Origin of the sequence: Streptomyces sp. NBC_01551, from assembly GCF_026339935.1 — a bacterium.
In the GTDB taxonomy this organism is placed as follows: domain Bacteria; phylum Actinomycetota; class Actinomycetes; order Streptomycetales; family Streptomycetaceae; genus Streptomyces.
Genome location: NZ_JAPEPX010000001.1, coordinates 6,147,318 through 6,169,934, shown reverse-complemented (window position 1 = coordinate 6,169,934; position 22,617 = coordinate 6,147,318). Strand labels below are relative to the sequence as shown.

21 protein-coding genes and 1 pseudogene are annotated in these 22,617 nt (G+C 73.3%); 8 read left to right on the top strand and 14 right to left on the bottom strand.

The window, feature by feature from the left end:
* Positions 1–86: 86 nt before the first annotated feature.
* Positions 87–1,304: a CapA family protein gene (locus tag OG982_RS27760; protein WP_266949570.1), complete on the bottom strand. Its 1,218-nt coding sequence runs from the start codon at positions 1,302–1,304 to the stop codon at positions 87–89.
* 274 nt (positions 1,305–1,578) lie between these two features.
* Between OG982_RS27760 and OG982_RS27755 the strand changes: the two genes are divergently transcribed.
* Positions 1,579–2,112 (top strand): sigma-70 family RNA polymerase sigma factor, encoded by a 534-nt coding sequence (locus OG982_RS27755; protein WP_266782239.1) that lies wholly within the window; start codon positions 1,579–1,581, stop codon positions 2,110–2,112.
* A gap of 212 nt (positions 2,113–2,324) precedes the next feature.
* Positions 2,325–2,828 (top strand): hypothetical protein, encoded by a 504-nt coding sequence (locus tag OG982_RS27750; RefSeq protein WP_266949989.1) that lies wholly within the window; start codon positions 2,325–2,327, stop codon positions 2,826–2,828.
* A gap of 4 nt (positions 2,829–2,832) precedes the next feature.
* Here OG982_RS27750 and OG982_RS27745 read toward each other — a convergent pair whose 3' ends face one another.
* The 5 genes from OG982_RS27745 to OG982_RS27725 all read right to left on the bottom strand — a co-directional run bounded on the left by OG982_RS27745 (position 2,833) and on the right by OG982_RS27725 (position 8,471).
* Complete coding sequence (locus OG982_RS27745; RefSeq protein WP_266949569.1) at positions 2,833–3,471, bottom strand: class I SAM-dependent methyltransferase; 639 nt, start codon at positions 3,469–3,471, stop codon at positions 2,833–2,835.
* Complete coding sequence (locus tag OG982_RS27740) at positions 3,468–3,863, bottom strand: hypothetical protein (protein WP_266782245.1); 396 nt, start codon at positions 3,861–3,863, stop codon at positions 3,468–3,470. Before OG982_RS27740 ends, OG982_RS27745 begins: the two co-directional genes overlap by 4 nt.
* Before the next feature lie 46 nt (positions 3,864–3,909).
* Positions 3,910–4,770, bottom strand: coding sequence for an Fpg/Nei family DNA glycosylase (locus tag OG982_RS27735; protein ID WP_266782247.1), 861 nt, complete (start codon positions 4,768–4,770; stop codon positions 3,910–3,912).
* Between the two features lie 253 nt (positions 4,771–5,023).
* Positions 5,024–7,087, bottom strand: coding sequence for a SpoIIE family protein phosphatase (locus OG982_RS27730; RefSeq protein WP_266782249.1), 2,064 nt, complete (start codon positions 7,085–7,087; stop codon positions 5,024–5,026).
* A 7-nt stretch (positions 7,088–7,094) separates the two neighbouring features.
* A complete protein-coding gene (locus OG982_RS27725; protein WP_266782251.1) occupies positions 7,095–8,471 on the bottom strand; it encodes a DUF6777 domain-containing protein in 1,377 nt (458 codons plus the stop codon).
* A gap of 190 nt (positions 8,472–8,661) precedes the next feature.
* Here OG982_RS27725 and OG982_RS27720 point away from each other — a divergent pair, with 190 nt between their 5' ends.
* Genes OG982_RS27720 through OG982_RS27710 form a run of 3 tightly spaced genes read left to right on the top strand, consistent with a single transcriptional unit; the run spans position 8,662 to position 11,560 of the window.
* Positions 8,662–9,570 (top strand): YndJ family protein, encoded by a 909-nt coding sequence (locus OG982_RS27720; RefSeq protein WP_266949567.1) that lies wholly within the window; start codon positions 8,662–8,664, stop codon positions 9,568–9,570.
* Positions 9,567–10,109, top strand: a complete 543-nt coding sequence (locus OG982_RS27715; RefSeq protein WP_266782254.1) for a DUF1990 family protein — start codon at positions 9,567–9,569, stop codon at positions 10,107–10,109. The genes OG982_RS27720 and OG982_RS27715 overlap by 4 nt, the downstream gene beginning before the upstream one ends.
* Positions 10,110–10,120: 11 nt before the next feature.
* Entirely contained in the window at positions 10,121–11,560 is a 1,440-nt protein-coding gene (locus tag OG982_RS27710; RefSeq protein ID WP_266782255.1) for a lipase maturation factor family protein, read from the top strand.
* Here the strand turns inward: OG982_RS27710 and OG982_RS27705 are convergent.
* Together OG982_RS27705 and OG982_RS27700 are read right to left on the bottom strand one after the other, a co-directional pair.
* Entirely contained in the window at positions 11,546–12,529 is a 984-nt protein-coding gene (locus tag OG982_RS27705) for an NAD-dependent epimerase/dehydratase family protein (protein ID WP_266782256.1), read from the bottom strand. The two genes, OG982_RS27710 and OG982_RS27705, sit on opposite strands and share 15 nt — an antisense overlap.
* A 183-nt stretch (positions 12,530–12,712) precedes the next feature.
* Positions 12,713–12,886: a hypothetical protein gene (locus tag OG982_RS27700; RefSeq protein WP_266792347.1), complete on the bottom strand. Its 174-nt coding sequence runs from the start codon at positions 12,884–12,886 to the stop codon at positions 12,713–12,715.
* 343 nt (positions 12,887–13,229) lie between these two features.
* Here OG982_RS27700 and OG982_RS27695 point away from each other — a divergent pair, with 343 nt between their 5' ends.
* Positions 13,230–13,757, top strand: a complete 528-nt coding sequence (locus tag OG982_RS27695) for an inositol oxygenase family protein (RefSeq protein ID WP_266791672.1) — start codon at positions 13,230–13,232, stop codon at positions 13,755–13,757.
* 97 nt (positions 13,758–13,854) lie between these two features.
* On the opposite strand, the gene OG982_RS27690 is transcribed toward OG982_RS27695, so the two are convergent.
* Entirely contained in the window at positions 13,855–15,354 is a 1,500-nt protein-coding gene (locus tag OG982_RS27690) for an SDR family oxidoreductase (RefSeq protein ID WP_266782258.1), read from the bottom strand.
* A 282-nt stretch (positions 15,355–15,636) separates the two neighbouring features.
* Here OG982_RS27690 and OG982_RS27685 point away from each other — a divergent pair.
* A pseudogene (locus OG982_RS27685) lies at positions 15,637–16,455 on the top strand (DMT family transporter); the annotation flags it as partial.
* Positions 16,456–16,482: 27 nt separating this feature from the next.
* Here OG982_RS27685 and OG982_RS27680 read toward each other — a convergent pair.
* From OG982_RS27680 to panD, 5 genes are all read right to left on the bottom strand, one after another.
* Positions 16,483–17,808 (bottom strand): transglycosylase family protein, encoded by a 1,326-nt coding sequence (locus tag OG982_RS27680; RefSeq protein WP_266949566.1) that lies wholly within the window; start codon positions 17,806–17,808, stop codon positions 16,483–16,485.
* A 554-nt stretch (positions 17,809–18,362) separates the two neighbouring features.
* The gene (locus tag OG982_RS27675) at positions 18,363–20,159 is read right to left on the bottom strand and encodes an FG-GAP-like repeat-containing protein (RefSeq protein WP_266949565.1); all 1,797 of its coding nucleotides are present in this window, start codon (positions 20,157–20,159) and stop codon (positions 18,363–18,365) included.
* 76 nt (positions 20,160–20,235) lie between these two features.
* Complete coding sequence (locus OG982_RS27670) at positions 20,236–20,877, bottom strand: aspartate/glutamate racemase family protein (protein ID WP_266949563.1); 642 nt, start codon at positions 20,875–20,877, stop codon at positions 20,236–20,238.
* On the bottom strand, positions 20,871–21,224 hold the full coding sequence (locus OG982_RS27665) for a GNAT family N-acetyltransferase (RefSeq protein WP_266949561.1): 354 nt from the start codon (positions 21,222–21,224) through the stop codon (positions 20,871–20,873). The genes OG982_RS27670 and OG982_RS27665 overlap by 7 nt, the downstream gene beginning before the upstream one ends.
* Positions 21,225–21,248: 24 nt before the next feature.
* On the bottom strand, positions 21,249–21,668 hold the full coding sequence (gene panD / locus OG982_RS27660) for an aspartate 1-decarboxylase (protein ID WP_266949559.1): 420 nt from the start codon (positions 21,666–21,668) through the stop codon (positions 21,249–21,251).
* 300 nt (positions 21,669–21,968) lie between these two features.
* On the opposite strand from panD, the gene OG982_RS27655 reads away from it, so the two are divergent.
* A complete protein-coding gene (locus OG982_RS27655; RefSeq protein WP_266949558.1) occupies positions 21,969–22,568 on the top strand; it encodes a hypothetical protein in 600 nt (199 codons plus the stop codon).
* Positions 22,569–22,617 lie beyond the last annotated feature (49 nt).

Sequence of the window (22,617 nt, the reverse complement as noted above, 5' to 3'; positions counted from 1 at the left end):
GGCCGACACGGGGGCCGGACCCGGGCGCTTCCCGGCCCGGACCACCGCGCCTGCCGGGCCGGGCCGGCGCCCGGGGAACGACGGGGTTACTCGCCCAGCGTCAGGCCGTCCTTGGCCGCGCCGCGGCTGAGGACGGCCTCGGTGATGGCCTCGCTCGCGGTCTCGTAGTCCTCGCGGTCGGGGTGGCGGGCGAGGCCGTCGGAGAGGTTGACCACCCGGCCCGCGCCGCGGTCCATCCACTGCGGGACGTACTCCGCCTTGGTGACCTGCCAGCGCGCACCCTCGGCGGCCGGCGGAGCGAAGGTGAAGCGGCCGATGGAGCCGTAGCCGCCGCGCGGGTCCTCGGCGCCGGAGTGGTTGAACATCTGGCCGGCGACCTGGTCGCCCATGCCGTAGATGATCCAGGTCCCGTTGACCTTCTCGTAGGCCTGTGGGACGTGCGCGTGCGTCCCGAGGATCAGGTCGATGTCGGGGCGGCCGCCGCTCTGCGAGGCGGTCAGCGCCTTGCCGAGCGAGAGCTGCGTCTCGTCCGCCTCGGTCTGCCACTCGGTGCCCCAGTGCACGCTGACCAGGACCACGTCCGCGCCCGCCTTCCGGGCGGCCCGCGCGTCCGCGACGATCTTCTCCTGCCGCATCAGGTTGACCGCCCACGGCTGACCCTCCGGCATCGGGTAGCCGTTCGTGTCGAAGGTGTACGCGAGGTGCGCGACCTTCGCGGAGCCCGCCGTGTACAGGGTGGGCGTGGCCGCCTCGGCTGCCGTGCGGGCCGAACCCGCGTGCTTCAGGCCGACCTTGTCGAAGGTGTCGAGCGTCCGCTTGAGCCCCTCGGCGCCGTCGTCCAGCGTGTGGTTGGAGGCCGTGGAGCAGCCGTCGTATCCGGCGTCCTTGAGCCCGGCGGCGATCTGCGGCGGGGAGACGAACGCGGGGTAGCCGCTGAACGGCCCGTCTTCCTCCCCGTAGATGGTCTCCATGTGGCACAGGGCCAGGTCGGCGGCGGAGACCACCGGCTTGACCCCGGAGAACATCGGCCTGAAGTCGTATCCGTCGCCGTCCGCGTCGGCCGCGGCCTGGCGGATGACGGAGAGGTGGGGCAGTACGTCGCCGCTCGCGACCAGGGTGAACCCCTTCGCGGGTCCGGCGGGGGCCGCGGTGGACCCGGCGGCGCTGGACGGCCCCGGGGCGGGCGACTCCCCCAGGCGTGCGGGCGCGGACTTCCCCGGTCCCCCCGCGGCGGAGCAGCCGGCGAGCGCGGACAGCAGAACGGCCGACAGCAGCCCGAGGGCCTGCCGGGTGCGCTTGGTCATGGCGCCATCCCTAATTAGTACGACTATCCGATCATCCGAATTCACAGAACGAGACGTCACGTGTCAAGGAGCGGGGCCGCGCCAACGGCCGGTCCCACCCCGATGGCCGCGCTGCCGTTCGCCGCGCCGTTCGACCGTTCACCGCCCCGCGCGGCCGCCCACCGGACGACCCCGGACGCTCGGCGCACCGGCCCGCCAGGACGGTTCCCGGGTCGCGTTGCGCAGGTCAGGGTGGGTGCGTCGGACCCCGAACGGATCACGGAAGGAGCCCCTCGTGCCGCTCTCCCCCACCCTCCAGCGCACGGACCCGGAGGCACTGGCCGCGCTCCAGCGCGAACACGGCCGGGCCCTGTTCGGTTTCCTGCTCGGCCTCACCGCCGGGGACTCCCAGCGCGCCGAGGACCTCGTACAGGAGACGTTCGTACGGGTCTGGCAGCACCCGGAGGTACTGGCGACCGCTCACGAATCCATGCGGCCCTGGCTGTTCACGGTGGCGCGGCGGCTCGCGATCGACGCCCGCCGGGCCCGGCTGTCGCGGCCGCAGGAGGTGGACCCGGAAGGCCTGGAGCAGGCCCCCGCGCCGGAGGACGCGGTGGCGGGGTCGGTGACGGCGATCGACGTCCGGCGGGCCGTCGGGAGCCTGGGGCAGGAACACCGGGAGGTGCTGATGCAGGTGTACTTCCGCGACCGTTCGGTGGCCGAGGCGGCCGCCGAGCTCGGGATTCCGGCCGGAACCGTCAAGTCCCGCACGTACTACGCCCTGCGCGCCCTGAAGAAGGGCCTCCAGGGGTACGGCCTCGGGGCCTGAGCCGCCGCTCGTTTCCCCGGCAGCGCGACCGCGAAACACTCAACGAACGCCCCGAATGCGCACGGACCGGACGCATGGCGCATGAAATTCGGCACCAGACCGTTCAAATTGAGTAAACATCCCCCGCTCCGCGAGCCGCTCGCGGAAGGCTCAGGGCTGACGGCGGGAAGCTCGAACGCGCGGGAGAAGGTGGAACGGTGCAGCCCGAGGGTATGAACGGCACCAGTGACGGCGGGCTAGCGGTGCCCATGGCATGGCTCTACGCGGAGTACATCGCCGACGAACTGCTGCGCACGGGACGGCTGATCCCGGTCGGCACCCTGGAGTTCCGTGCCGGACGGGACACCCTCGCGCTCACGATCTACCTCTCCGACGCGGCCGGTGAGCTCTCCGGGATCCGGGTGGTCTCACAGCTCGACGAGTGGCTGTCGCTGACGGCCTACGGACACCCCTGGCGCGACTGGGTGCACACCCGGTTCCTCGCACTGGGCGAGGAGGCCCACGAGCGCGGCCGGGGCGAGGACCCCGACCTGGAGCTGGCGCGGGCGGCCTGGCGCTGGCTGGACCACACCGAACTGTTCGCCACGAACATCGACCCGGGCCGCCACGGCGCCGACGACGACGCCCCGCCGGGACTGGACGAGAACGTGCGGGTGTGGACCCCGGCCTGGCAGCTCGGCCTGCCCCTGGGCCACTTGGCGATGCACCTGTTCTAGAGCGTCACGGCCGCCGCATCAGCAGGTGCCCCCGGCGGAACCGCTCGCCCTCGACGGGCTCGCGCAGCATCCGGCCGAGTTCGGTGAACCCGGCCTGCCGCGCCAGGCCCGCCAGTTCGTCGATCGGCCACCGGTAGGCCGCGGTCACCTTGTGGTCGAACTCCGAGACCGGCCCGCCCTCCGACTCGAAGAAGGCGAGCAGGAGGGGAGCGCCCGGGGTCAGGACACGGAAGAACTCGGCGAAGTAGGAGGGTAGTTCGGTCGGCGGGGTGTGGATGACGGAGTACCAGGACACGATGCCGCCGAGTTCGCCGTCGGGCAGGTCCAGGGCGTCCATCGAACCGACCTCGAAGCGCAGGCCGGGGAAGGCCTCGCGGGCCAGGCCGATCATCACGGGCGACAGGTCGACGCCGAAGGCCTCCAGTCCCAGGTCCCGCAGGTGCGCCGTCACGTGTCCGGGACCGCACCCCAGCTCGGCGACGGGCCCGGCGTGGGCGGCCCGCGCGAGGTCGGCGAAGGCGGAGATCACCGCTCGGTCCAGGGGCAGTTGGCCGAGCCCGTCGCGGTAGAGGCCGGCGTAGAGGACGGCGATGGCGTCGTAGGCGCGTGCCGTCGTGTCGAGGTGGGACGCGTGGGCGCTCACAGGCGGGGGGCTTCCGCGGGATCGGTCACCAGGCCGGTGAAGGCGGCCTCGTTGGCTTCGGCACGGCGTACGTACCAGCGGGCGATCAGCCACATCACCGGGTACACGGCCAGCGCGAGGGCCACCCACACCAGCGGGCCGGACACCCCGCGCGGCGCCACGACGAAGACCAGCGGCAGCCCGGCGACCAGGAGCGCCAGGGTGGCCAGCGCCGCGGCGGCGGCCCGCAGCTGGCTGCGCATCAGGGCCCGGACGTAGGTCGCGCCGAGGGTGGTCTGCTCGGAGATCTCCGAGCGGGCGGGGGTGTGCGCGGGCGGCCGGCGGCGGGTGCCGCGGGGGACCCCGGTGACGACCTCCCGCCGGGGCGGCGGCTGCGGCTGCTCCTCGACCATGAGGGGGAGTCTACTGGGCACGCGCTGCGAGCTGCGAGCCACGAGTTCACTTGAGGAGCCGCGAGAGCCTCCGGTCGGCGAGCGGCTTCCCGCCGGTCTGGCAGGTGGGGCAGTACTGGAGGGAGGAGTCCGCGAACGACACCGACCGGACGGTGTCCCCACACACCGGGCAGGGCTCGCCGTCCCGGCCGTGCACGCGCATGCCGGTTTTCTTCTCCGCCTTGAGCCGTCCGGCGGCCAACCCGTGCGAGCGGGCGACGGCCTCGCGGAGGGTGTCCTGGACGGCGCCGTACAGGTGGGTCACCTGGTCCTCGTCGAAGGAGGCGGCGAGCTTGAACGGCGAGACCTTGGCGCGGTGCAGGATCTCGTCGCTGTACGCGTTGCCGATCCCGGCGATGACGCTCTGGTCGCGCAGCACGCCCTTGATCTGGCGCCGCTCGCCGGCGAGGAGGGCGGCGAAGGCGTCCCGGTCGAAGCCGGCGGCGAGGGGGTCGGGACCGAGGCGAGCGATGCCGGGGACCTCTTGCGGGTCACGGACGACGTACACGGCGAGGCGCTTTTGCGTCCCCGCCTCGGTGAGGTCGAAACCGCCGCCGCCCTCCAGTGCGAGGCGCAGCGCGAGCGGGCCCTTGCCGGGGCGCGGGGGCTGCGCGGGGAAGGCGTCCTGCCAGCGGAGCCAGCCGGCGCGGGCGAGGTGGGTGACGAGGTACAGCTCACCGATGTGGAGGGCGAGGAACTTGCCGTGGCGGGCCGTGGGCCCGGCGGTCTGCCCTTCGAGGGCGGTGAGTGGGGGCTCGTACGTTTTCAGCACGCTGACGGCGAGCGGATGAACCCGCTCGACCACCCGCCCGTCCAACTGCTCGTCGAGGAACTCCCTCAACGCCTCGACCTCCGGCAACTCAGGCACACCCCCAGCCTGCCAACGCCTCCAGCGGCGCGCGACCCGAACCCTTCCCCGGCCCCCGCCGGACGGCCCCTCCCCCGGGGCGAAGCCCTGGAACCTGGTGCGGCCCGGCGCAGCGACGCGGCGGCCGCCCGCACACACCGCAGCCACGCCGGCGATTGAGGCGCGGGGGCCGGGGCGGAGCCCCGTTTGGCCGGGTGGGACCGGCGCGGGAGCCGCTCGCGCATCGCAGCCCGCCGGCGATTGAGGCGACGGGCTAGTCCATGACGAATTCGCACCAGACGCATTTGCCGCTGCCGCGCGGCTCCACGCCCCAGACGTCCGCCAGCCGGTCCACCAGCATCAGGCCGCGGCCCGAGACGCCCGAGTCGCCCGCCTCGCGGCGGCGCGGGAGGGCGCTGGAGCGGTCCTCCACCTCCACGCGGAGCACCCGGCGGGGGCCCGTCAGGACGCGGAGGGTCACGATGGCGGGGCCGTCCGTGTGCATCAGGGCGTTCACGATCAGCTCGTCCGCCACCAGCTCGATCTCGTCGGACCGGCTCCGCGCCCCCCACGCCCGCACCGCCGCGCCGATCATGTGCCGCGCCGCGACCAGGGCCTCCGGGTCGCCCGGGGCCACGTGCTGCTGCAGGCGCCCGCCGCCCGGCGCGGCCTGTTCCGCCTCCCGGCGCAGCAACAGCAGTGCCATGTCGTCGTCCCCGCCCCGGTCGTCGACCACCCCGCACAGCCGGTCCGCCAGCCGCTGGAGGTCCTCCGGGCCGTTGCGGATCAGCCCCGTCAGGATCCCGATCCCGTCGTCGAGGTCGGCGCCGGGCTGTTCGACCAGCCCGTCGGTACAGAGGAGAAGCGTTTCCCCCGGCAACAGTTCCAGCGTCGTGACCGCGTACTCCAGCATGCCGAACTCCGCCGAGAGCCCCAGCGGCATCCCGCCTTCCGCCAGCAGCCTCCGGCAGCTCCCGTCGACCCCCCGCACCAGCGGGTCGATGTGCCCGGCCCGCACCGCCTGCAGGACGCCCGTCGCCAGGTCGGTCTCCACGTACGTGCAGGTGGCGAAGCGGTCGGTGTCCAGCTCGTGCAGGAACAGCGAGGCCCGCGCCATCACGGTGGCCGGCGAGTGCCCCTCGGCCGCGTAGGCGCGCAGCACGATCCGGAGCTGGCCCATCACGGCCGCCGCGTGCGTGTCGTGGCCCTGGACGTCGCCGATGACGGCCCCGACCCGGCCGCCCGGCAGCGGGATGACGTCGTACCAGTCGCCGCCGATGTCCTGGCCCATCCGCGCGGAGCGGTAGCGGACCGCGATCTCCGCTCCGGGGACGGAGGGGATGCGGCGCGGCAGCATCGCCTGCTGGAGGCCTTCCGCCAGGTCGTGCTCCTGCTCCAGCAGCATCGCGCGCTGCAGGCTCTGCGCGATGCTGCTGCCCAGCGCGACCAGCAGGTTCCGCTCGTCCTGGGTGAAGCCGTCCTTGTCCTGGTACAGCAGCCCGATCGCGCCGATCGGGCGGGCCTGTGCGATCAGCGGCAGGTACGCGGCCGCGGAGATGCGCATCGGCGAGATCTTCGCCCAGAGCCCTGGGTACCCGGCGGCGAACTCGGCCGCGGAGTCGAGGAAGCGCGGCTGGAGCGAGCGCACGACCTCGCTCATCGGGTACTGCTCGTCGATCCGGGTGTACCGGGTGCCGGGGACGAAGCTGCCCTCCGGGCCCTCGGCCACGAGGTGGATCCGCCCCGCCTCGACCAGGCCCATCACCATGCCCATGGAGCCGAGCCGCTCCAGTCCGTGGGCGTCGCCGATGACGTCGATGACGTCCCGTACGGTCCGGGCGTGCGCGAGGGCGGCGGTGGTGCTCTCGACCACCGAGGTCTGGCGACGCCGCTGCTCGTCGAGGCCGAGCCGCTCCGCCGAGTGGCTGAGCTCCTCGGTGGCGTCGCGGACGATGCCGATGATCCGGTGCGGGCGCCCGTCGACGCCGCGCATGACGCGGCCCTGGGTGTGGGTCCAGCGCAGCTGCCCGTCGCGGCAGCGGATGCGGAAGTAGGCGCCGTAGCTGTCCTGGCCGCTCTTGAGGGCGCTGGAGACGAGCGCGTCGAGCCGGGTGGACTCGGCGGGCGGGACGCGCGGGCTCAGCGATTCGGGTCGTCCGTCGTACTCGGCGGGGGTCGTGTCGAAGACCTCCAGGGCAGCCTCGTCCATGTGCATGAGCCCCGTGGTCAGGTCCCAGTCGAAACTGCCCATGCGGTTGAGCGAGAGCGACCGGTCCGGATGCGCGGGCCAGTCGTCCGGCAGCGATACGGCGGTCGGCACCGATCCACCATGACACACGGGCGGGTCAGGCGCTCTCCAGGTATACCCCCGGATCGGTGGCGGCGGGGTCCTGCTCCGGGACGGTGAAGGGGTCGAAGGGGTACGCCGGGTCGTACGGGTCGGGCGGCACCGTCATGGAGCCGTCGGGCGCCTGCTGGAGCCCCGGATCGCCGGGGTCCTGCGGGGGCGCCAGGTCGGGCGGGACGTCGTTCGGCGGGGTCCAGTCGGGCACCGGCTGCGTCGGTACGGACGGATCCGCGGGCGCGGCGCCCGGCCCGTCCGGCAGGTTCGGCGTGCTCGGCGTGCTCGGGGTGTTCGGGTTGTTCGGGTTGTTCGGGTTGTTCGGGGCATTCGGGTCGTTCGGCGTGTCCGGCAGGTCCCGCGTCCCCGGCGGCCGGCCCGTCGGGCTCGTCGGCGAGGACGGGCTCGGCGGGCAGTCCGTGGGCTCGGGGCCCGGTACGCCGGAGCCGCTCGCGGGACCGGACGGCGGGGCGGTCCGCTCCAGGCCGTTGCCGGCCGGCGGGGCGCACGGCCGGGTCCGCCCCGAGGGGTCGGACGGCGAGGTTGCGGCCCCTTCCGGGATCCCGTCGGCCGGGTCGTACGCGGGCGGCGCCTGCGGGATCCGGTCCCGGGCGCCGTCGTCGCCGCTCTTGCGCTCGATCCAGGTGTTGTTGGCGATGTTGACGATGACCAGGTTCTCGATGGTCTGGATGGTCGGCTCGATGACCACGACCTGGTTGGGCTGGTAGCCGTTCCAGGCGTCGCCCTTGTAGACCGGGGAGCCCTTCGCGGCGCGCGGCGCGAGCAGCGGGTTCCCGCAGGCGCAGCGGACCCGGGGCATGCCGTGGCCGTCGACGAGGACGGCGGTGCCCGCCTGGAGCACGGACTGGAAGCCGGCCGGGCGGCCGTCGCGGAAGCCGTGGTTGGTGACGCGGGTGTCGGCGCGCAGCACGACCGGGGTGAGGCCGCGCAGGAAGTCGGGGATCTTCTCCTCCTCGACGTCGGCTGCCTCGGCGAAGGCGCGGGCCTTGGCGCTGTCCTCGGAGAAGAAGCGCAGCTGCTGTTCCACGTCGCAGCTGCCGAGCCGTTGGGTGCCGCCGTACAGGCCGGGGGTGGCGGCGTTGACGGTGCGGATGCCCTGGCCGGTCGGGTTGGGCAGCGGGGGCTGAACGGGGGCGGACTCGCGGGTGGCGGAGGAGGCGGTGAAGGGGTCGGGGCCGGCCGAGGCGACCGGCTGGAGGTGGACCTCCTGGCTCTCGGCGCCTGCCCCCTTGGTTCCGCCGGAGTCCTCCGGGCCCGCGCAGGCCGCCGCGAGCAGGCCGACGAGGGTGAAGAGGGCGGTGTGGGCCGGTGCGTGACGACGCGGCGCCTGACGAGGTGTCGGAGGTGTCGGTGCGTGCACGTAAGTCTCCCTTTCAGCCCCGGTTCCTCCCTCTTGTCTGCCGTATGTCGGGGGCGGCCGCAACCGGAGCGCCGGGACGGCTCCGCCGCGACCCGGACCCGGTCTTGAACATGTTCAAGGGAGCCCGTAGGCTCACGCCGTGAGTTGAACGCGTTCAAGGCGTTCGGCCGCGCATTGGGGGGAGTCCACGATGACGGTACTGGTGAACCTGATCGTCACCGTGGGCATGCTCTACGTCGTCCCCGCCGGCCTCCGCCTGATCGACCCGGTCGGCCTGCGGTGGACCGCCCGGCTCTGGCCCCTGCCGGCCGCCCTCGGGGCGATCTGCCTCTGGCTGCCGCGCGGGATTCCGGCCACCGTGCTCGCCGCACTGTACGCCGCGGCCGCCCTGGCCCTCGCGGCCCGGGCCCCGGCCCGGCTGCTGCGGGGCCGCCGCGGGGCTCCGGGCGAGGGGGGCCGTGCCGCTGCCCGCACCACTACCCGTACCGCCGCCCGCGCCCTCGCCCCTTCCGAGGTCGCCGTGTTCACCGCGCTGATCTCGCCCTCGATCGCCGCGGCCGCCCTGGTCGCCGAGCGCGCCGGGTACCGGCTCTTCGGCTTCGACCTCGACATCCTGGCGCTCACCGTGCCCCACTTCCACTTCGCGGGATTCACCGCCGCCCTGGTCGCCGGCCTGGTCTGCCGGGCCACCACGACCGCGCCGGGCGGTACGACGCTGTCGCGCTGGGCCGCGTACAGCGTCCCCGGCGGCACCCTGCTCGTGCTCCTCGGCTACTTCGTCGACGACTGGGCCGAGCTGGCGGGCGCGGTGGTGCTGACCGCCGGGATGTGGGCGGTGGCGCTGCTGACCTGGCGCGATATCCGGCCCGGCGCCCGCGACCGCACCACCGGGGGGCTGCTCGCCACCTCGGCCGCGGTCCTGGTGGCCACCATGCTGCTCGCCCTGTGGTGGGCGGCCGGCGAGGCCACCGGCATCACGCACCCCACCCTGACCTGGATGGCCGCCACCCACGGCCTCGGCAACGCGCTCGGCTTCGCCCTGTGCTCGGTGCTGGCCTGGCGCCGGCTGACCGTCGACCGAATGGAGATCACGCCATGACCCGCCTCATCAGCGCCGGCCGTGACACCGTCAACTACCCCGACCGGGGTGCGACGCGGCAGCGGCCGCTGCCCGCCGGGTACAACCACCTGCGCCACCGCACCCGGATCGGGCGGGGCCGGGCCGCCTTCGAGGCCGCCGGGGTCGCGGTGACCACCTTCCACGCGCACCGGGCCTCGGGCATGCGGGTCCGGGCCGACGCCGGAGCCGTCCGTCCGGGCAGCCGGGTCGTGGTCGGGATCGGCCTCGGGCCGCTGCGGATCGACGCCCCGTGCGAGGTGATCTGGACCGCGTACGAACCCCGCCGGATCGGTTTCGCGTACGGGACGCTGGCCGGCCACCCGGAGTGCGGGGAGGAGTCGTTCATGGTGGACATCGACCCGGACGGCACGGTCTGGTTCGAGGTGACCGCCTTCAGCCGCCCGGGGAGCTGGTACACCCGGCTCGCGGGCCCGGTGGTCCCCTTCCTCCAGCTGCGGTACGCGCGCTGGCTCGGCCACCGCCTGCGCACGCTGGCCGCCGCCGCCCGACCGGCCTGATACTGGAGGGGATGGACTGGTTCACGGCGCCGGGCTACTGGCTGGGCCGGCTGGTCTTCCAGCGGGCCCTCGCCGGGGTCTACCTCTTCGCCTTCATCGGGGCCGCCCTGCAGTTCCGGGCCCTGATCGGGGCGCGCGGCATGCTGCCCGTCCCGCACTTCGTGCGGTACGTGCCGTTCCGCAGCGCCCCGAGCCTGTTCCAACTGCGCTACTCCGACGGGCTCTTCGCGGGCTGCGCCTGGGCCGGTGCGCTGCTGGCGGCGGCCCTCGCGGCGGGGGCCGGGGACGCCGTGCCGCTGGGCGCGGCGATGGGGATGTGGGCGGTGCTGTGGCTGCTCTACCTGTCGATCGTGAACGTGGGGCAGACCTGGTACTCCTTCGGCTGGGAGTCGCTGCTGCTGGAGGTCGGCTTCCTGGCGGTCTTCCTCGGCAACGCCCGGGTCGGGCCGCCGGTGCTGGTGCTGTGGCTGCTGCGCTGGGTGACCTTCCGGGTGGAGTTCGGGGCGGGGCTGATCAAGATGCGGGGCGACGCCTGCTGGCGGCGGCTGACCTGCCTCTACTACCACCACGAGACGCAGCCGATGCCGGGGCCGCTCAGCTGGTTCTTCCACCATCTGCCGAAACGGCTGCACCGGGTGGAGTGCGCGGCCAACCACGTGACGCAGCTGGTGGTCCCGGTGCTGCTGTTCACTCCGCAGCCGGTGGCCTCGTACGCCGCCGGGATCATCATCGCGACGCAGCTGTGGCTGGTGCTGTCGGGCAACTTCGCCTGGCTGAACTGGATCACCATCACGGTGGCCCTGCCCGCGGTGGACTTCACCGGGCTCGCGGGGCCGCCGCCCGAGGCCGCCTTCCGGCAGGCGCCGATCTGGTACGCGGTCCTGGTGTGCGCGGTGACCGTGCTGGTGCTGGTGCTGAGCCGGCATCCGGTGCTGAACATGGTCTCGCGGCGCCAGGTGATGAACCGCTCCTTCGACTCCCTGCACCTCGTCAACACCTACGGGGCCTTCGGCACGGTGGGCCGCATCCGTGACGAGGTGGTGGTCGAGGGCACTGCGGAGCGGGTGCCGCACGAGGACGGTGCCTGGCAGGCGTACGAGTTCAAGGGCAAGCCGGGTGATGTGCGCAGGATGCCGCGCCAGTTCGCCCCCTACCATCTGCGGCTGGACTGGCTGATGTGGTTCGCGGCGCTCTCCCCCGGCTACGCGCGGGACTGGTTCGGGCCGTTCGTGGAGCGGCTGCTGGCGGGCGACCGGGACACGCTGCGGCTGCTGCGCCACAACCCCTTCCCGGACGCCCCGCCGGTGTACGTGCGGGCGAGGCTGTACCGCTACCGGTTCACCACCTGGCGGGAGCTGCGCGAGACGGGCGCGTGGTGGCACCGCACGCTGCTGCGCGAGTACATGCCGCCCACCCGCCTCGCGGAGGCCGCCTGGTCAGAGCCCGAGTAGCGCGGCCTCCCGCTCGGCGTCGATGCCGGGCGCGGGGCGGTCGGGGCGCTGCGGGGCGACGCCGCCGAGGGAGCGCAGCCAGGCCCAGGTGTCGGCCGCGGTCTCCTCGACCGGGCGGCACTTCAGGCCCGCCGCGTGCGCCTTGGTGACGTCGCCGCCGGCCATGTAGTCGTGCGCCTCGCCCGCGGGGATCCAGATCGGCAGTTCGGTCCAGGGCTGTACGCCGGCCTCCTCGATCCGGGCCGGGTCGGTCCAGCGCGGCTCGGCGACGGCGCCGGTGACGGCCACGCAGGCGTCGAGGAGGGTGCCCATCGTGGCGTGCCCGATGGAGGAGGCCACGTTGTACGGGCCGCCCAGCCCGGCCTCGGCGGCGTCCAGCGTCCAGGCCGCCAGGTCGCGTACGTCGATGTACTGGAGCGGCATCTCACGGGGGCCGGGGGCGAGCATCGGGCCGCCGCGGGCGGCGCGGTTCAGCCACCACGGCAGCCGGCCGACGTTCTCGTACGGGCCGAGGATGAGCCCGGCGCGGACCAGCAGGGCGCGCTCGCCGAAGGCGTCGACGGCCGCGATCTCGCCGCCGCGCTTGTCCTCGGCGTAGGCGAGGGTGTCGGCGTCGGGCGAGCCGTCGACGAGCGCCCCGCCCTCGTCCATTCCCACCGGGGCGGGGTAGGCGTACACCGAGCGGCTGGAGATGTACGCGTACCCCCCGGCGCGGCCGGCCAGCAGCCGGGCGCTGTCGCGGACGGCGGCGGGGGCGCCGCCCCAGGTGTCGACGACGAGGTCCCACTCCCCCTCGGCGAGGGCGTCCAGGCCGCCGGGGGTGGTGCGATCCCCGTGCAGGGCGGTGGTGCCGGGCGGGGGCGCGTGGTGGCCGCGGTGGAAGACGGTCACCTCCCAGCCCCGGCCCAGGGCGTCTTCGGTGATCGCGCGCCCGACGAATTCGGTTCCACCCAGCATCAGCAGTCTCATGCCGCTCACCCTGCCCGGGGGCGTGGGGTGGCGGAAGTCTTGATCGCTTTGCGCGATGACGCTGAGGGCTTAGCCCGTTCGGGAACCCGCGGCGCGCTTCGCGCGGTCGTCGCGGGCTCCTCACATGCCGGGCCCCCGTCGCCGCTGTGTCGGCGCGGGGGCGCGGGACGGGCTGCCGGGATTTCAGTCGATGCCGGGCAGGATGTGCGGTTCCGCCAGGTCGTCCTCGTACCCCGCCAGGCGGATCGGGGCGGATCGGGCCCACACCTCCAGACTGCCGAGTTCGTCCGAACGGGTCTTCGCTCGTCCGGTCGAGTGCTCCAGCAGCTTCGGGTCGGGCGTCGTCATTTCAGTCACCGCGCACTCCTTTGTGTCGCGTAACCCGGTGGGCAAACCGCCGCGCCGGGCAGGAATAAAGGTTTCAGGACGCGGTGGCGCCTTGGTGGAGCGAGGGCCCGGGTAGGGCCTCTCATGCGGTTCAGAGTACACATATGAGCGGACCCCCGCTCGATGGAACGGTAAAATCCACACTGGACCGCTTCTTTTCGCCCCGAGTTCAGTCACTCGTACGACGACGGGTCGGTCCGGACTGGTCTGCTCGACCGCGACACGCGGGCGAGACGCGGGCGATGGGCGGGCAACGGAAGGAACTGCGGTGGCAAGGTCCAGGGTGGCGGAGGTCGTCGGCATCGACGAGTTGATGGATCTGCTGCACGCCTGCCGGGGCGCCTGGGACACCCCCGACCGCAGCGGCGATCCGGTCGACCTTCACGACCACGGACTCCAGACGGCGGCCCTGCTGCGCCGCTCGCACCCCTCCGACAAGGAACTCCAGGTCGCGGGCCTCGTACACGACCTGGGCCATCTGCTCCTTCCGGGTGACGACGCGGGCCACGCCGCCCACGCGGCCGAGGCGATCCGCCGGCTCCTGGGCGAGCGGGTGGCACGGCTGGTACGGCTGCACGTGCCGGCCAAGCGCTACCTGGCGGCCGTGGAGCCGGCGCGGGCGCTGTCCCCGCAGAGCGCGCTGACCCTGGAGGCACAGGGCGGGGTGATGGGCCCGGACGAGGTCAGGGCGTTCGCGGCCGACCCGGACGCGGAGGCCGCGGTGACCCTGCGCCAGGCCGACGACGCGGGCAAGGTGGTCGGACTGGACGCGGGCGTGATGGAGGACTGGCGTCCGGTACTGGAGCTGGTGGCGGCGGGGGCGTACGCGCGCACGCCGTGAACCCGTACGGCCGAACGGCCGTGAACGGCGACGCGCCCCGGCCCCTGCGAAGAGGGAACGGGGCGCGCTGTCGTCACGGCCGCGGTGGCGGGCCCGCCTACCAGTTGGCGGGCGCGTAATCCTTGAGGAAGACGCCGTACAGGTCCTCGCCGGCCTCGCCGCGGACGATCGGGTCGTAGACCCGGGCGGCGCCGTCCACCAGGTCGAGCGGGGCGTGGAAGCCCTCCTCGGCGAGGCGGATCTTGTCCGGGTGCGGACGCTCGTCGGTGATCCAGCCCGTGTCCACGGCGGTCATCAGGATCTGGTCCTTCTGGAACATCTCCTGGGCGCTGGTGCGCGTCAGCATGTTCAGCGCGGCCTTCGCCATGTTGGTGTGCGGGTGCCCGGCGCCCTTGTAGCCGCGGCTGAACACGCCCTCCATCGCGGAGACGTTGACGACGTAGCGGCGGCCGGCCTCGGCCGCGGCCATCGCCGGGCGCAGCTTGCTGATCAGGATGAAGGGCGCGGTGGAGTTGCAGAGCTGCACTTCGAGCAGCTCGATCGGGTCCACCTCGGACACCGTCTGGATCCAGCTGTTGGTGTCGTGCAGGTCCGGGACCAGGCCGCCGGCGTCGATGGCCGTACCGGCGGCGATGCGCTCCAGGGAGGCGGAGCCGGAGACCAGGGCGAGCTCGGTGACGTCCTGGGCGCTGAGCTTCTCGCCGTGGCCGCTGGGCAACGCGGCCACGCGGTCGACGGTGCCGCTGCCGAAGGTGCCGATGACCTCGGCGCTCGGCAGCTCGCCGGCCGGGAGCGGGGCGCTCTCGGCGGCGACGAGCTCGCTGTAGGCGCCCGGGGAGCGGCGGACGGTCTGCGCGGCGTTGTTGATCAGGATGTCGAGCGGGCCCTCGGCGGCGACCGAGTCGGCGAGCGCGACGACCTGGGCCGGGTCGCGCAGGTCGATGCCGACGATCTTCAGGCGGTGCAGCCACTCGGAGCTGTCCGGCATCGCCTTGAAGCGGCGGATCGCGTCGTTCGGGAAGCGGGTGGTGATGGTGGTGTGCGCGCCGTCGCGCAGCAGCCGCAGCGCGATGTACATGCCGATCTTGGCGCGGCCGCCGGTGAGCAGCGCGCGGCGGCCGGTCAGGTCGGTGCGGGCGTCGCGGCGCGCGTGGTTGAAGGCGGCGCAGTCCTGGCAGAGCTGGTGGTAGAAGGCGTCGACCTCGACGTAGCGGGTCTTGCAGATGTAGCAGGAGCGGGGGCGCTGGAGTATCCCGGCGATCGGGCCCTTGGTGGCGGTCGTCAGGGCGTTGCCCTGGGTCTCGTCGTCGATGCGCTCGGCGGAGCCGGTCGCGGTCGCCTCGGTGACGGCCTTGTCGTTGGCGGTCTTGGCGGCGCGGCGCTCCTGGCGGCGGCGCTGCTTGACCGTGCGGTAGAGACCGGCGGTGGCGCGGCGTACGGTGATGGCGTCCGGGTGGTCGACGTCGAGCTTGTCGAGCTCGTCGATCACGCTGAGGACGAGGGCCAGCCGCTCGGGGTCGATGCCCGGCCCGAAGGCGTGCTCGTCCCCGGTGACCTGGTCGTCCCCGGTCACGTGGTTGTCTTCGGTCACCGTCATGGCCGCTGCCCGTTCCTTGATCACTCGTCCGCGTCCGCCTGCTGCGGAAGTCCCCAAAAGGGCGATTGTACGGATCCGACGCGCCCGGGACCAAACCCGGATCCGCCTCCTCACGTACCGCGCGTACGGAGTCACTCTGGGGGGCGGCCCGCGGGGCCGTGAGCGCCTTGGCGCAGCGCTTCGCGGGTGCTTCGGCACTCCTCCCGTACTACGCCCGGAGTATGACTCGTGACCTCCTGTGGACGGAGGAATAGCGCAGGTGAGTGGGGCATTGTGGGATCCATGAGTGCCTTGGCCCTGTCGGTCGTCCTGTGCCTGGTGTCCGCGCTCGCCTACGCCGGCGGGGCGATCGTCCAGGAGCATGTCGCCGCCACCTCCCCGGACCGCCCGTACGCCCCGCTGCACCGGGCCGGGTGGTGGGCGGCGGTGGGGCTGAACGGTCTCGGCGCGCTGCTGCACGTGGTGGCGCTGGCGTACGGGCCGCTGAGCCTGGTCCAGCCGCTGGGCGCGCTGACCATCGTCTTCGCGCTGCCGCTGGCGGCCGTGTTCGTACGGCGCCGGGCGGGCGCGGCGGCCTGGCGCGGGGCGCTGCTCGCCACGGCGGGCCTGGCAGGACTGCTGGCCCTGACGGGCGGGGACGGGGAGACGGAGCAGGGGCTGGCGGGCGGCGAGCAGAGCCTGCTGCTGATCATGACGGGGGCGGGTGTGGCCGTGCTGTTCCTGGCGGCGCACCGGATGCGCCGGCCGGTGCTGCGCAGCGTGCTGCTGGCCGCGGCGGCGGGCACCTCGTTCGGCATGGCCTCGGTGTTCACGAAGTCGGTGGCCGAGGACTTCCGGCTGGACTCGTGGGGTGCGCTGGGTTCGCTGTCGCCGGAGCTGGCGGCGATCGCGGTCCTGGCGGTCGGCGGGCTGCTGCTGTCGCAGGCGGCCTACCGGGGCGCGGGGCTGACGGCGCCGCTGGCGACGGTGACGGTGGTGAACCCGGTCGTCGCGGCGGCGGTGGGCCTGACGTTCTTCGAGGAGAGCTTCCGGTACGGGGCGGTGGGCACGCTGGCTGCGCTGGCGAGCGCCGCGGTGGCGGCGGCCGGCCTGATCCTGCTGATGGCCGTGCCGCCGCACGTGCGCGGGTCAGATCCGGACGCCGTGCCCCCGGAGATAGGTGAGCGGATCGATGTCGCTCCCGTAGCCGGGGCCGGTACGCATCTCGAAGTGCAGGTGCGGTCCGGTGGTGTTGCCGGTGGAGCCGGAGCGGCCGATCCGCTGACCTCCGGAGACCTTCTGGCCGGCCTTGACGCCGAGCGCGGAGAGGTGCGCGTACTGGGAGTAGCGGCCGTCGGAGTGCTTGATGACGACCTGGTAGCCGTAGGCCCCGGCCCAGCCGGCGGAGATGACCTGGCCGGGTCCCACGGACTTGACGGTGGTGCCGGTCGGCACCGGGAAGTCGACGCCGGTGTGGTAACCGCTGGACCAGGAGGAGCCCGCGACGCGGTAGGCCGTGCCGAGTCCGGCGTCGACGGGGGCGGAGAAGGCACCGGCCGCCGGCTGCTGCTTCGCTGAGGCGGGCTGCGGGGCGGGTTTGGCGGGTGCGGGCTTGGCCGGGGCCGGCTTGGCCGGCGCGGGCTTGCTCTGTTCGGGCTTGGGCGTGGGCTTCGGGGTGGCGGGCTTGCTCTGCTCCGGCTTGGGCGCCGCCGGTGCCACGGGTTTGACCGGCTCGGCGGTGCGCGGCGGCTTCTCGGGGTTCTGCGTCGGCGGCGCCGTGGTGACGCGCAGGGTCAGCCGCTGGCCCGGGAAGATCATGTTCGGGTTGCCGCCGATGGTGGCCCGGTTGGTCTCGTAGAGCGCCTGCCAGCCGCCTTCGACGTGTTGCTGCGTGGCGATGGCGGAGAGCGAGTCGCCGGGTGCGACGACGTACGGGTTCGGGAGCACCGAGGTGCTGGTGGGGCGGGGCGTGCTCGGCGGCGCCTGTGCCTTGGCCTGCTGCACCCGCGGCTGTGTCTGCTGCGCCTGCTGGCTCTGGCTCTGGTTCTGCGGCTGTGCCTGCTGCTTCTGCTGCGGGATCGCGGTGGGCGCCGGGCCGCCGCGGCTGAGTCCGGCCTGCTTGCCGCAGGCGGGCCAGGCCTGCGGGCCCTGTCCCTTGAGGACCTTCTCCGCGACCGCGATCTGCTGGTCCTTCGTGGCCAAGTCGGCCCGCGCGGCGTACGCGGTGCCGCCGAAGGCGCGCCAGGTGCTCTGGCTGAACTGGAGCCCGCCGTAGTAGCCGTTGCCGGAGTTGACGTGCCAGTTGTTGGTCGATTCGCAGGCCGCGACCTTGTTCCAGGTGTCCACCGAGGCGCCGTGGGCGACGCCGGCGCCTATCAGAGGAAGCGCTATCCCGGCGCCACCGGCGGTGACGGCCAATGAGGCCCGGTTGATGCTGCTCGGCTGATACCGGCGGTGCCGGCCCCGTACACCCATGGGAGCCCCCATTGAAGACATCAGGAACCGCACAACCTAACGCTGCGATCAGTTCATGACAAGGGGCACAACAGGGCGCACGCATGGGGAAGTTGATGTTCCCTCAGGGCTCGGCGGCCGTACGGACACCCGCGCCGGGCCGGCGTCGCACACCCGGCACACGGGGCGCACACCGGGCCCCGTGCGGCCGGGCCCGCGCGCCGGGCGACTCAAGGGGCCGGGCGCCGCTCACCTCAACGGGCCCGCTGTCGCTCACTCAACGGGCCCGGTGTCGCTCACCTCAACGCCCCCGCGCGACGCTCAGCTCAGCGGGCCCGGCTGGGGAAGCGGCGCGGGTCCGGGCGGCGGGGGTACCGGATCGGGCTCGGGCACCGGCGCCGGTTCGGGCGGCACCGGCCGCGGCATGGGCTCGGGATCCGGGAAGGGGCTCGGCCCGGGACCCGGGCCCGGCACCGGGACGGGATCCGGGCCGGGTACGGGCGGCTGCGTCTGCTCTACGTTTCGCACCATACGCCCCACCTTCCCCGGATCCCGCCGGGTACGCACGCCCCGGATCAGCCCGCGGAGACCGGGGTCGCGTCGATGCCGGCGGCGGTGCCCCGGAAGACGACGAGCTTGCCGTCGGCGCCCACGGCGGCCAGGTCCGCCAGGCCGTCGCGGTTGAGGTCACCCGCCGAGAGGAGGGTCGGGTAGGCCGACCGGGCGACGCCCGAGCCGATCTTGACCCGGCTCCCGGTCCCCCAGCTCTTGGGGTCGAGCTGCCCGTTCGCTCCCTTGACCCCCTTCACGGCGAACAGGTCGCCGGTGGCGTCGTCGCGCACCCACAGGTCCGCCACGCCGTCACCGTCGGTGTCGCCGGGGACGAGGGCCGCCGCGGCGTCCCAGCCGCCGTCGCCGACCAGGACCGGGCTGCCGCCCATGTCGAGGTAGCCGCTGCGGCTGCCGGGGTAGGCCCAGAGCTTCGCGCCCTGGCGGACCAGCAGGTCCGGGTCGCCGTCGCCGTTGAAGTCGCCCGCGTCGGCGATGTCCTCGGCGTCGGACCAGTGGTTGTCGCCGGTCCACGTCTCGTCGTCGCGGACGCACCCGGCGTCGGGGTCCTTGACCGGGCAGAAGACGCTCAGCTCGATGCTGTCGACCGGGCGGACGACGCCGAGGCCGTCGTTCGGGAAGAGCCGGAGCTGCTTGGCCTTCAGGTTCTCGTCGTACTCCAGGACCAGGAGGTCGTTGTAGCCGTCCTCGCCCCAGTCCCCGCCGGCGGCGATCCGGGTGCCGGGGGCGAAGGTCGCGCCGCCGTCCACGGGCGCGGCGAAGGTGCCGTCACCGCGGCCCGCCGAGAAGCGCAGCCGGCCGTCCGCGTCCAGACTCCACAGGTCCCGCAGGCCGTCGCCGTTCAGGTCGCCGGCGGCGTCGCGGACCCCGCCGTTGCCGAGGGCGTAGAAGAGGTACGTGGCCTGGTCCGAGCGGTTTCCGGCCTTGTCGACGCTGTAGGCGTAGATGGTGTGGGGGCCGGAGGTGGTCGGGGTGATCGAGGCGCCGGCGCCGGGCGCGACGGTGACCTGCCGGGGGTCGGATTCCGACCAGTAGACGATCTTCTCGATGTTGGTGGCGCCGCCCGTGCCGAACGTGAACGTACCCGGGGTGCGGGCCTTGCCGGTCTGGGCGGGCACGCCGTTCACGGCCTCGGGGAACTCGGGCGAGCTGATCACCGGGGGCGCGGGACGGGCCACGGTGGTCTCCAGCCGGGCGCTCGCCGGGGCGAAGCGCTTCCAGGCCGAGGAGTCGGACTCGTCGGAGGCGAAGAGACCGACGGTGACGGTGGCGAGGTTCTTCGCCGCCGCCTCCTTGATCAGCGCGGAAGCCTCGAATTCCAGGTCACCCGCCGCGCAGCCCTCGGGGCCCTTGGCTCCGTTCACCGTGGCCAGCTTGACGCCCTTGGCGGGCTGGTTCTTCCAGGTCGTCTTGGCCGAGACGGCCCCGACGCTCCACAGCTCGACGGGCTTGGCCGTGCAGGACGCCGCCGCCGTGTTGCCGATCCGGAGGGTCGCCTTGGACACCGTCGCGCCCTTGAGGGCGGAGGTGTCCAGACGGAGGTACGCGCGCGACACGCCCTGGGCGGGGCCCTCGTTGCCGACCCGGAGGTCTTCGGCCGCGTTCCAGTAGGAGCGGTTCGGGAACTTCTTGGACACCCGGGTCCAGGCCTGCGCGCCGACGGGGGTCTCCCCCGCCCCCGCGACGCTCGCGACGGCCCCGGCGCCCGCGGCCGACGCCGCCCCGGCCCCCGCCACCACGCCGGTCGCAGCCAGGCCACCGGCCAGGGCCAGCGCGACGGCGCCCGAAATTCTTCTCTGCATGCGCACTCCAGATGTCGATCAGTACGGAGTGACAATAGCCAGCTGATCTACACCCGAAGGAACGATTATTCGCAGGTCAGGCGGGGGCTCCGTGCAGGGCTGCGGCCAGCCCGGGACCAGGGCTGGCCAGCACCGGGATCCGAGTCGTGACCAGGGCCGCGGCGTCGGCCATGGAGGCCTGGGCCAGCACGATGACGTCCGCGTCGGTGACGGCGTCGGCGGCCTCGGCCACGAGGCCGAGGTAGCCGGCGGTGTCCCCGGCCTCGAAGCGCTCCCAGGCCCCGGCGACCAGGTGCGTACGGACGGACACGGTCCGCCCGGCGGCCTCCTCGGCCAGCAGCTCCTCGGTCGGGGCGAAGGTGGACTCCACGGTCGCCAGTACGGCGATCCGCGCACCCGTACGCACCGCCGCACGCACCGCCGCGGCCGCCATCGGCCGGTCCACCCGGAGCACCCGGACGCCCAGCTCCGGAGCCAGGAACTCCGCGACGGCCCCGATCGTCGAGCACGTGACCAGCACGGGCGCGCCGCCGGAGTCGCCCAGCAGCCCGCGCAGCGCCGGAACCACCGCGTCCGGGCCCTGCGCGCGGGCACGGTCGAGCAGTTCCGGAACCACCACGTGCCGTAGGACGGCCCCGGGGTGGTCCCGGTCGCGCAGCGCCTCGAAGACCGGAACGTGCACGGGCGACGTGTGCAGCAGGAGCAGGTCCGTCACCACAGCGACGGGTCGGATTCCAGCTGGAGCTTCGCCGCCTCGACCACCTCGGCCGGGGCCTCGGGCGCCTGCTCGGGATGCCGTGCGGCCCAGCCGGCGGCGTAGGGACACAGCGGAACCACCGGCACCCCCTCGGCGGCGGCGATCTCGTAGAAGGTCTTCACCAGATCCCCGCCGATGCCGCGCCCCTCGTGCCCCGGCTCGACGACGGTGTGCACCGCCACCAGCGCCCCCGGCGCCTCGGCGAGGACGAAGTAGGCGATGAACCCGACCACCGCCCCGCCCTCGACCGCGAGCAGCCGACCGGCCTTCCGCTCGTCCTTGAACTCGATCGCCTTGGCTTCCGGCATGGTCCCCGATCCCCTCAGACTCCGTCAGACAGCCACCGCGTGGGGGCTGCGCTCCTGATCCGTACCCGGAACCGGCGCGGAGGGATCCGCACCCAGCTCGATGATGCGATTGTCGCCGTCGACGTGCACGACACGGGGCTTCAACACCCGTGCCTCCGCGTCCTCGACCTGTGCGTAGCTGATGAGGATCACCAGGTCCCCGGGATGCACGAGGTGCGCGGCGGCCCCGTTGATCCCGATCACCCCGGATCCCCGCTCGCCCTCGATGACGTAGGTCTCCAGCCGCGCCCCGTTGGTGATGTCCACGATGTGCACCAACTCCCCGGGCAGCAGATCGGCCGCGTCGAGCAGATCGGCATCGATCGTCACGGACCCGACGTAGTGCAGATCGGCCTGCGTGACGGTGGCCCGGTGGATCTTGGACTTGAACATGGTACGAAGCATGCGAATACTCCCGATATGTCAGCTCCCTGCCTGCTTCACGCAGGTCAAGGGCGGTCTCCGGAGACTACAACGATTCGCATGTCCGGTCAGCCGTCCCCAGGTCTTCCAGGACTCGTGCCGGTTCCGTTCCGGTTGGATGAACGGCGTGACGCATGCTCTGGGTTTCGCCGAGAACGACCTGTGCCGGCTGGCGGGTGCACGCTCCTTCGACCGGGGGCTCGGCTAGGTATGGCCCGGGCTCGCGCACTGGTGGTGGCCGCTTGGCGGGCCAACCCCAAGGGGTGGGCGGAGAGGCTCCTCATGGAGCGCCTCCTGAAGGCGGACGGCGCAAGTGTGGACGCACTGGTCGCGGTCCACGCGGCGGACCTCGCCCCGAACGGCCACACCCACCTGGTGATCGCCAAGGAGCTGGAGGCGGTTGGACGCGCGGGCGAGGCCCTGGAATGGGCCGAACGGGGCCTGAGGGAGGCCGAGTCCGACCGGGGTCCGGACGACGAGCTGGTCACCTTCGTCTGCGAACGGTACACGCGGGGCGGCCGCGTGGCCGACGTGGTCGCGATCCGCCGGAACCTGCTGTCGGCACGCCCCTCTTCGGCCGCCTACCGGCATCTGCGTACGGCGGCCCGAGCGGCCGACGCCTGGGAGGGCTCCGAGCGCGCGGGCGCCCTGGAGGTGCTGAAGGCCGCCGCCCTGCCCGACAGCCGCCATCGGTACTGCGGCTCAGCGCTGGTCGACGCGCTCATGGACGACGCCGACCTCGACGCCGCCTGGCAGGCCGCCGCGACGGATACGCAGACCGGCGGCAGTGGCTGGCCCCGGCCGACGGGATCCGCGACCGGCGACCGACGCGCTGACCGTCTACCTGCGCTGGATCGAGCCCCTGCTCAAGCAGACCGGTGACAGCACGTACGAACGCATCGCGGAACTACTGCTCAGCGCCCGTGCCTGC

Bases quoted from the DNA above. Each gene is read 5' to 3' on its own strand.
- OG982_RS27750 (WP_266949989.1), top strand. From the start codon at position 2,325: ATGAACGGCACCAGTGACGGCGGGCTAGCGGTGCCCATGGCATGGCTC.
- OG982_RS27680 (WP_266949566.1), bottom strand. From the start codon at position 17,808: ATGGGTGTACGGGGCCGGCACCGCCGGTATCAGCCGAGCAGCATCAAC.
- OG982_RS27675 (WP_266949565.1), bottom strand. From the start codon at position 20,159: ATGCAGAGAAGAATTTCGGGCGCCGTCGCGCTGGCCCTGGCCGGTGGC.
- OG982_RS27690 (WP_266782258.1), bottom strand. From the start codon at position 15,354: ATGACGGTGACCGAAGACAACCACGTGACCGGGGACGACCAGGTCACC.
- OG982_RS27740 (WP_266782245.1), bottom strand. From the start codon at position 3,863: ATGGTCGAGGAGCAGCCGCAGCCGCCGCCCCGGCGGGAGGTCGTCACC.
- OG982_RS27710 (WP_266782255.1), top strand. From the start codon at position 10,121: ATGGACTGGTTCACGGCGCCGGGCTACTGGCTGGGCCGGCTGGTCTTC.
- OG982_RS27715 (WP_266782254.1), top strand. From the start codon at position 9,567: ATGACCCGCCTCATCAGCGCCGGCCGTGACACCGTCAACTACCCCGAC.
- OG982_RS27695 (WP_266791672.1), top strand. From the start codon at position 13,230: ATGGATCTGCTGCACGCCTGCCGGGGCGCCTGGGACACCCCCGACCGC.
- OG982_RS27760 (WP_266949570.1), bottom strand. From the start codon at position 1,304: ATGACCAAGCGCACCCGGCAGGCCCTCGGGCTGCTGTCGGCCGTTCTG.
- OG982_RS27665 (WP_266949561.1), bottom strand. From the start codon at position 21,224: ATGCCGGAAGCCAAGGCGATCGAGTTCAAGGACGAGCGGAAGGCCGGT.
- panD (WP_266949559.1), bottom strand. From the start codon at position 21,668: ATGCTTCGTACCATGTTCAAGTCCAAGATCCACCGGGCCACCGTCACG.
- OG982_RS27655 (WP_266949558.1), top strand. From the start codon at position 21,969: ATGGAGCGCCTCCTGAAGGCGGACGGCGCAAGTGTGGACGCACTGGTC.
- OG982_RS27720 (WP_266949567.1), top strand. From the start codon at position 8,662: ATGACGGTACTGGTGAACCTGATCGTCACCGTGGGCATGCTCTACGTC.
- OG982_RS27705 (WP_266782256.1), bottom strand. From the start codon at position 12,529: ATGAGACTGCTGATGCTGGGTGGAACCGAATTCGTCGGGCGCGCGATC.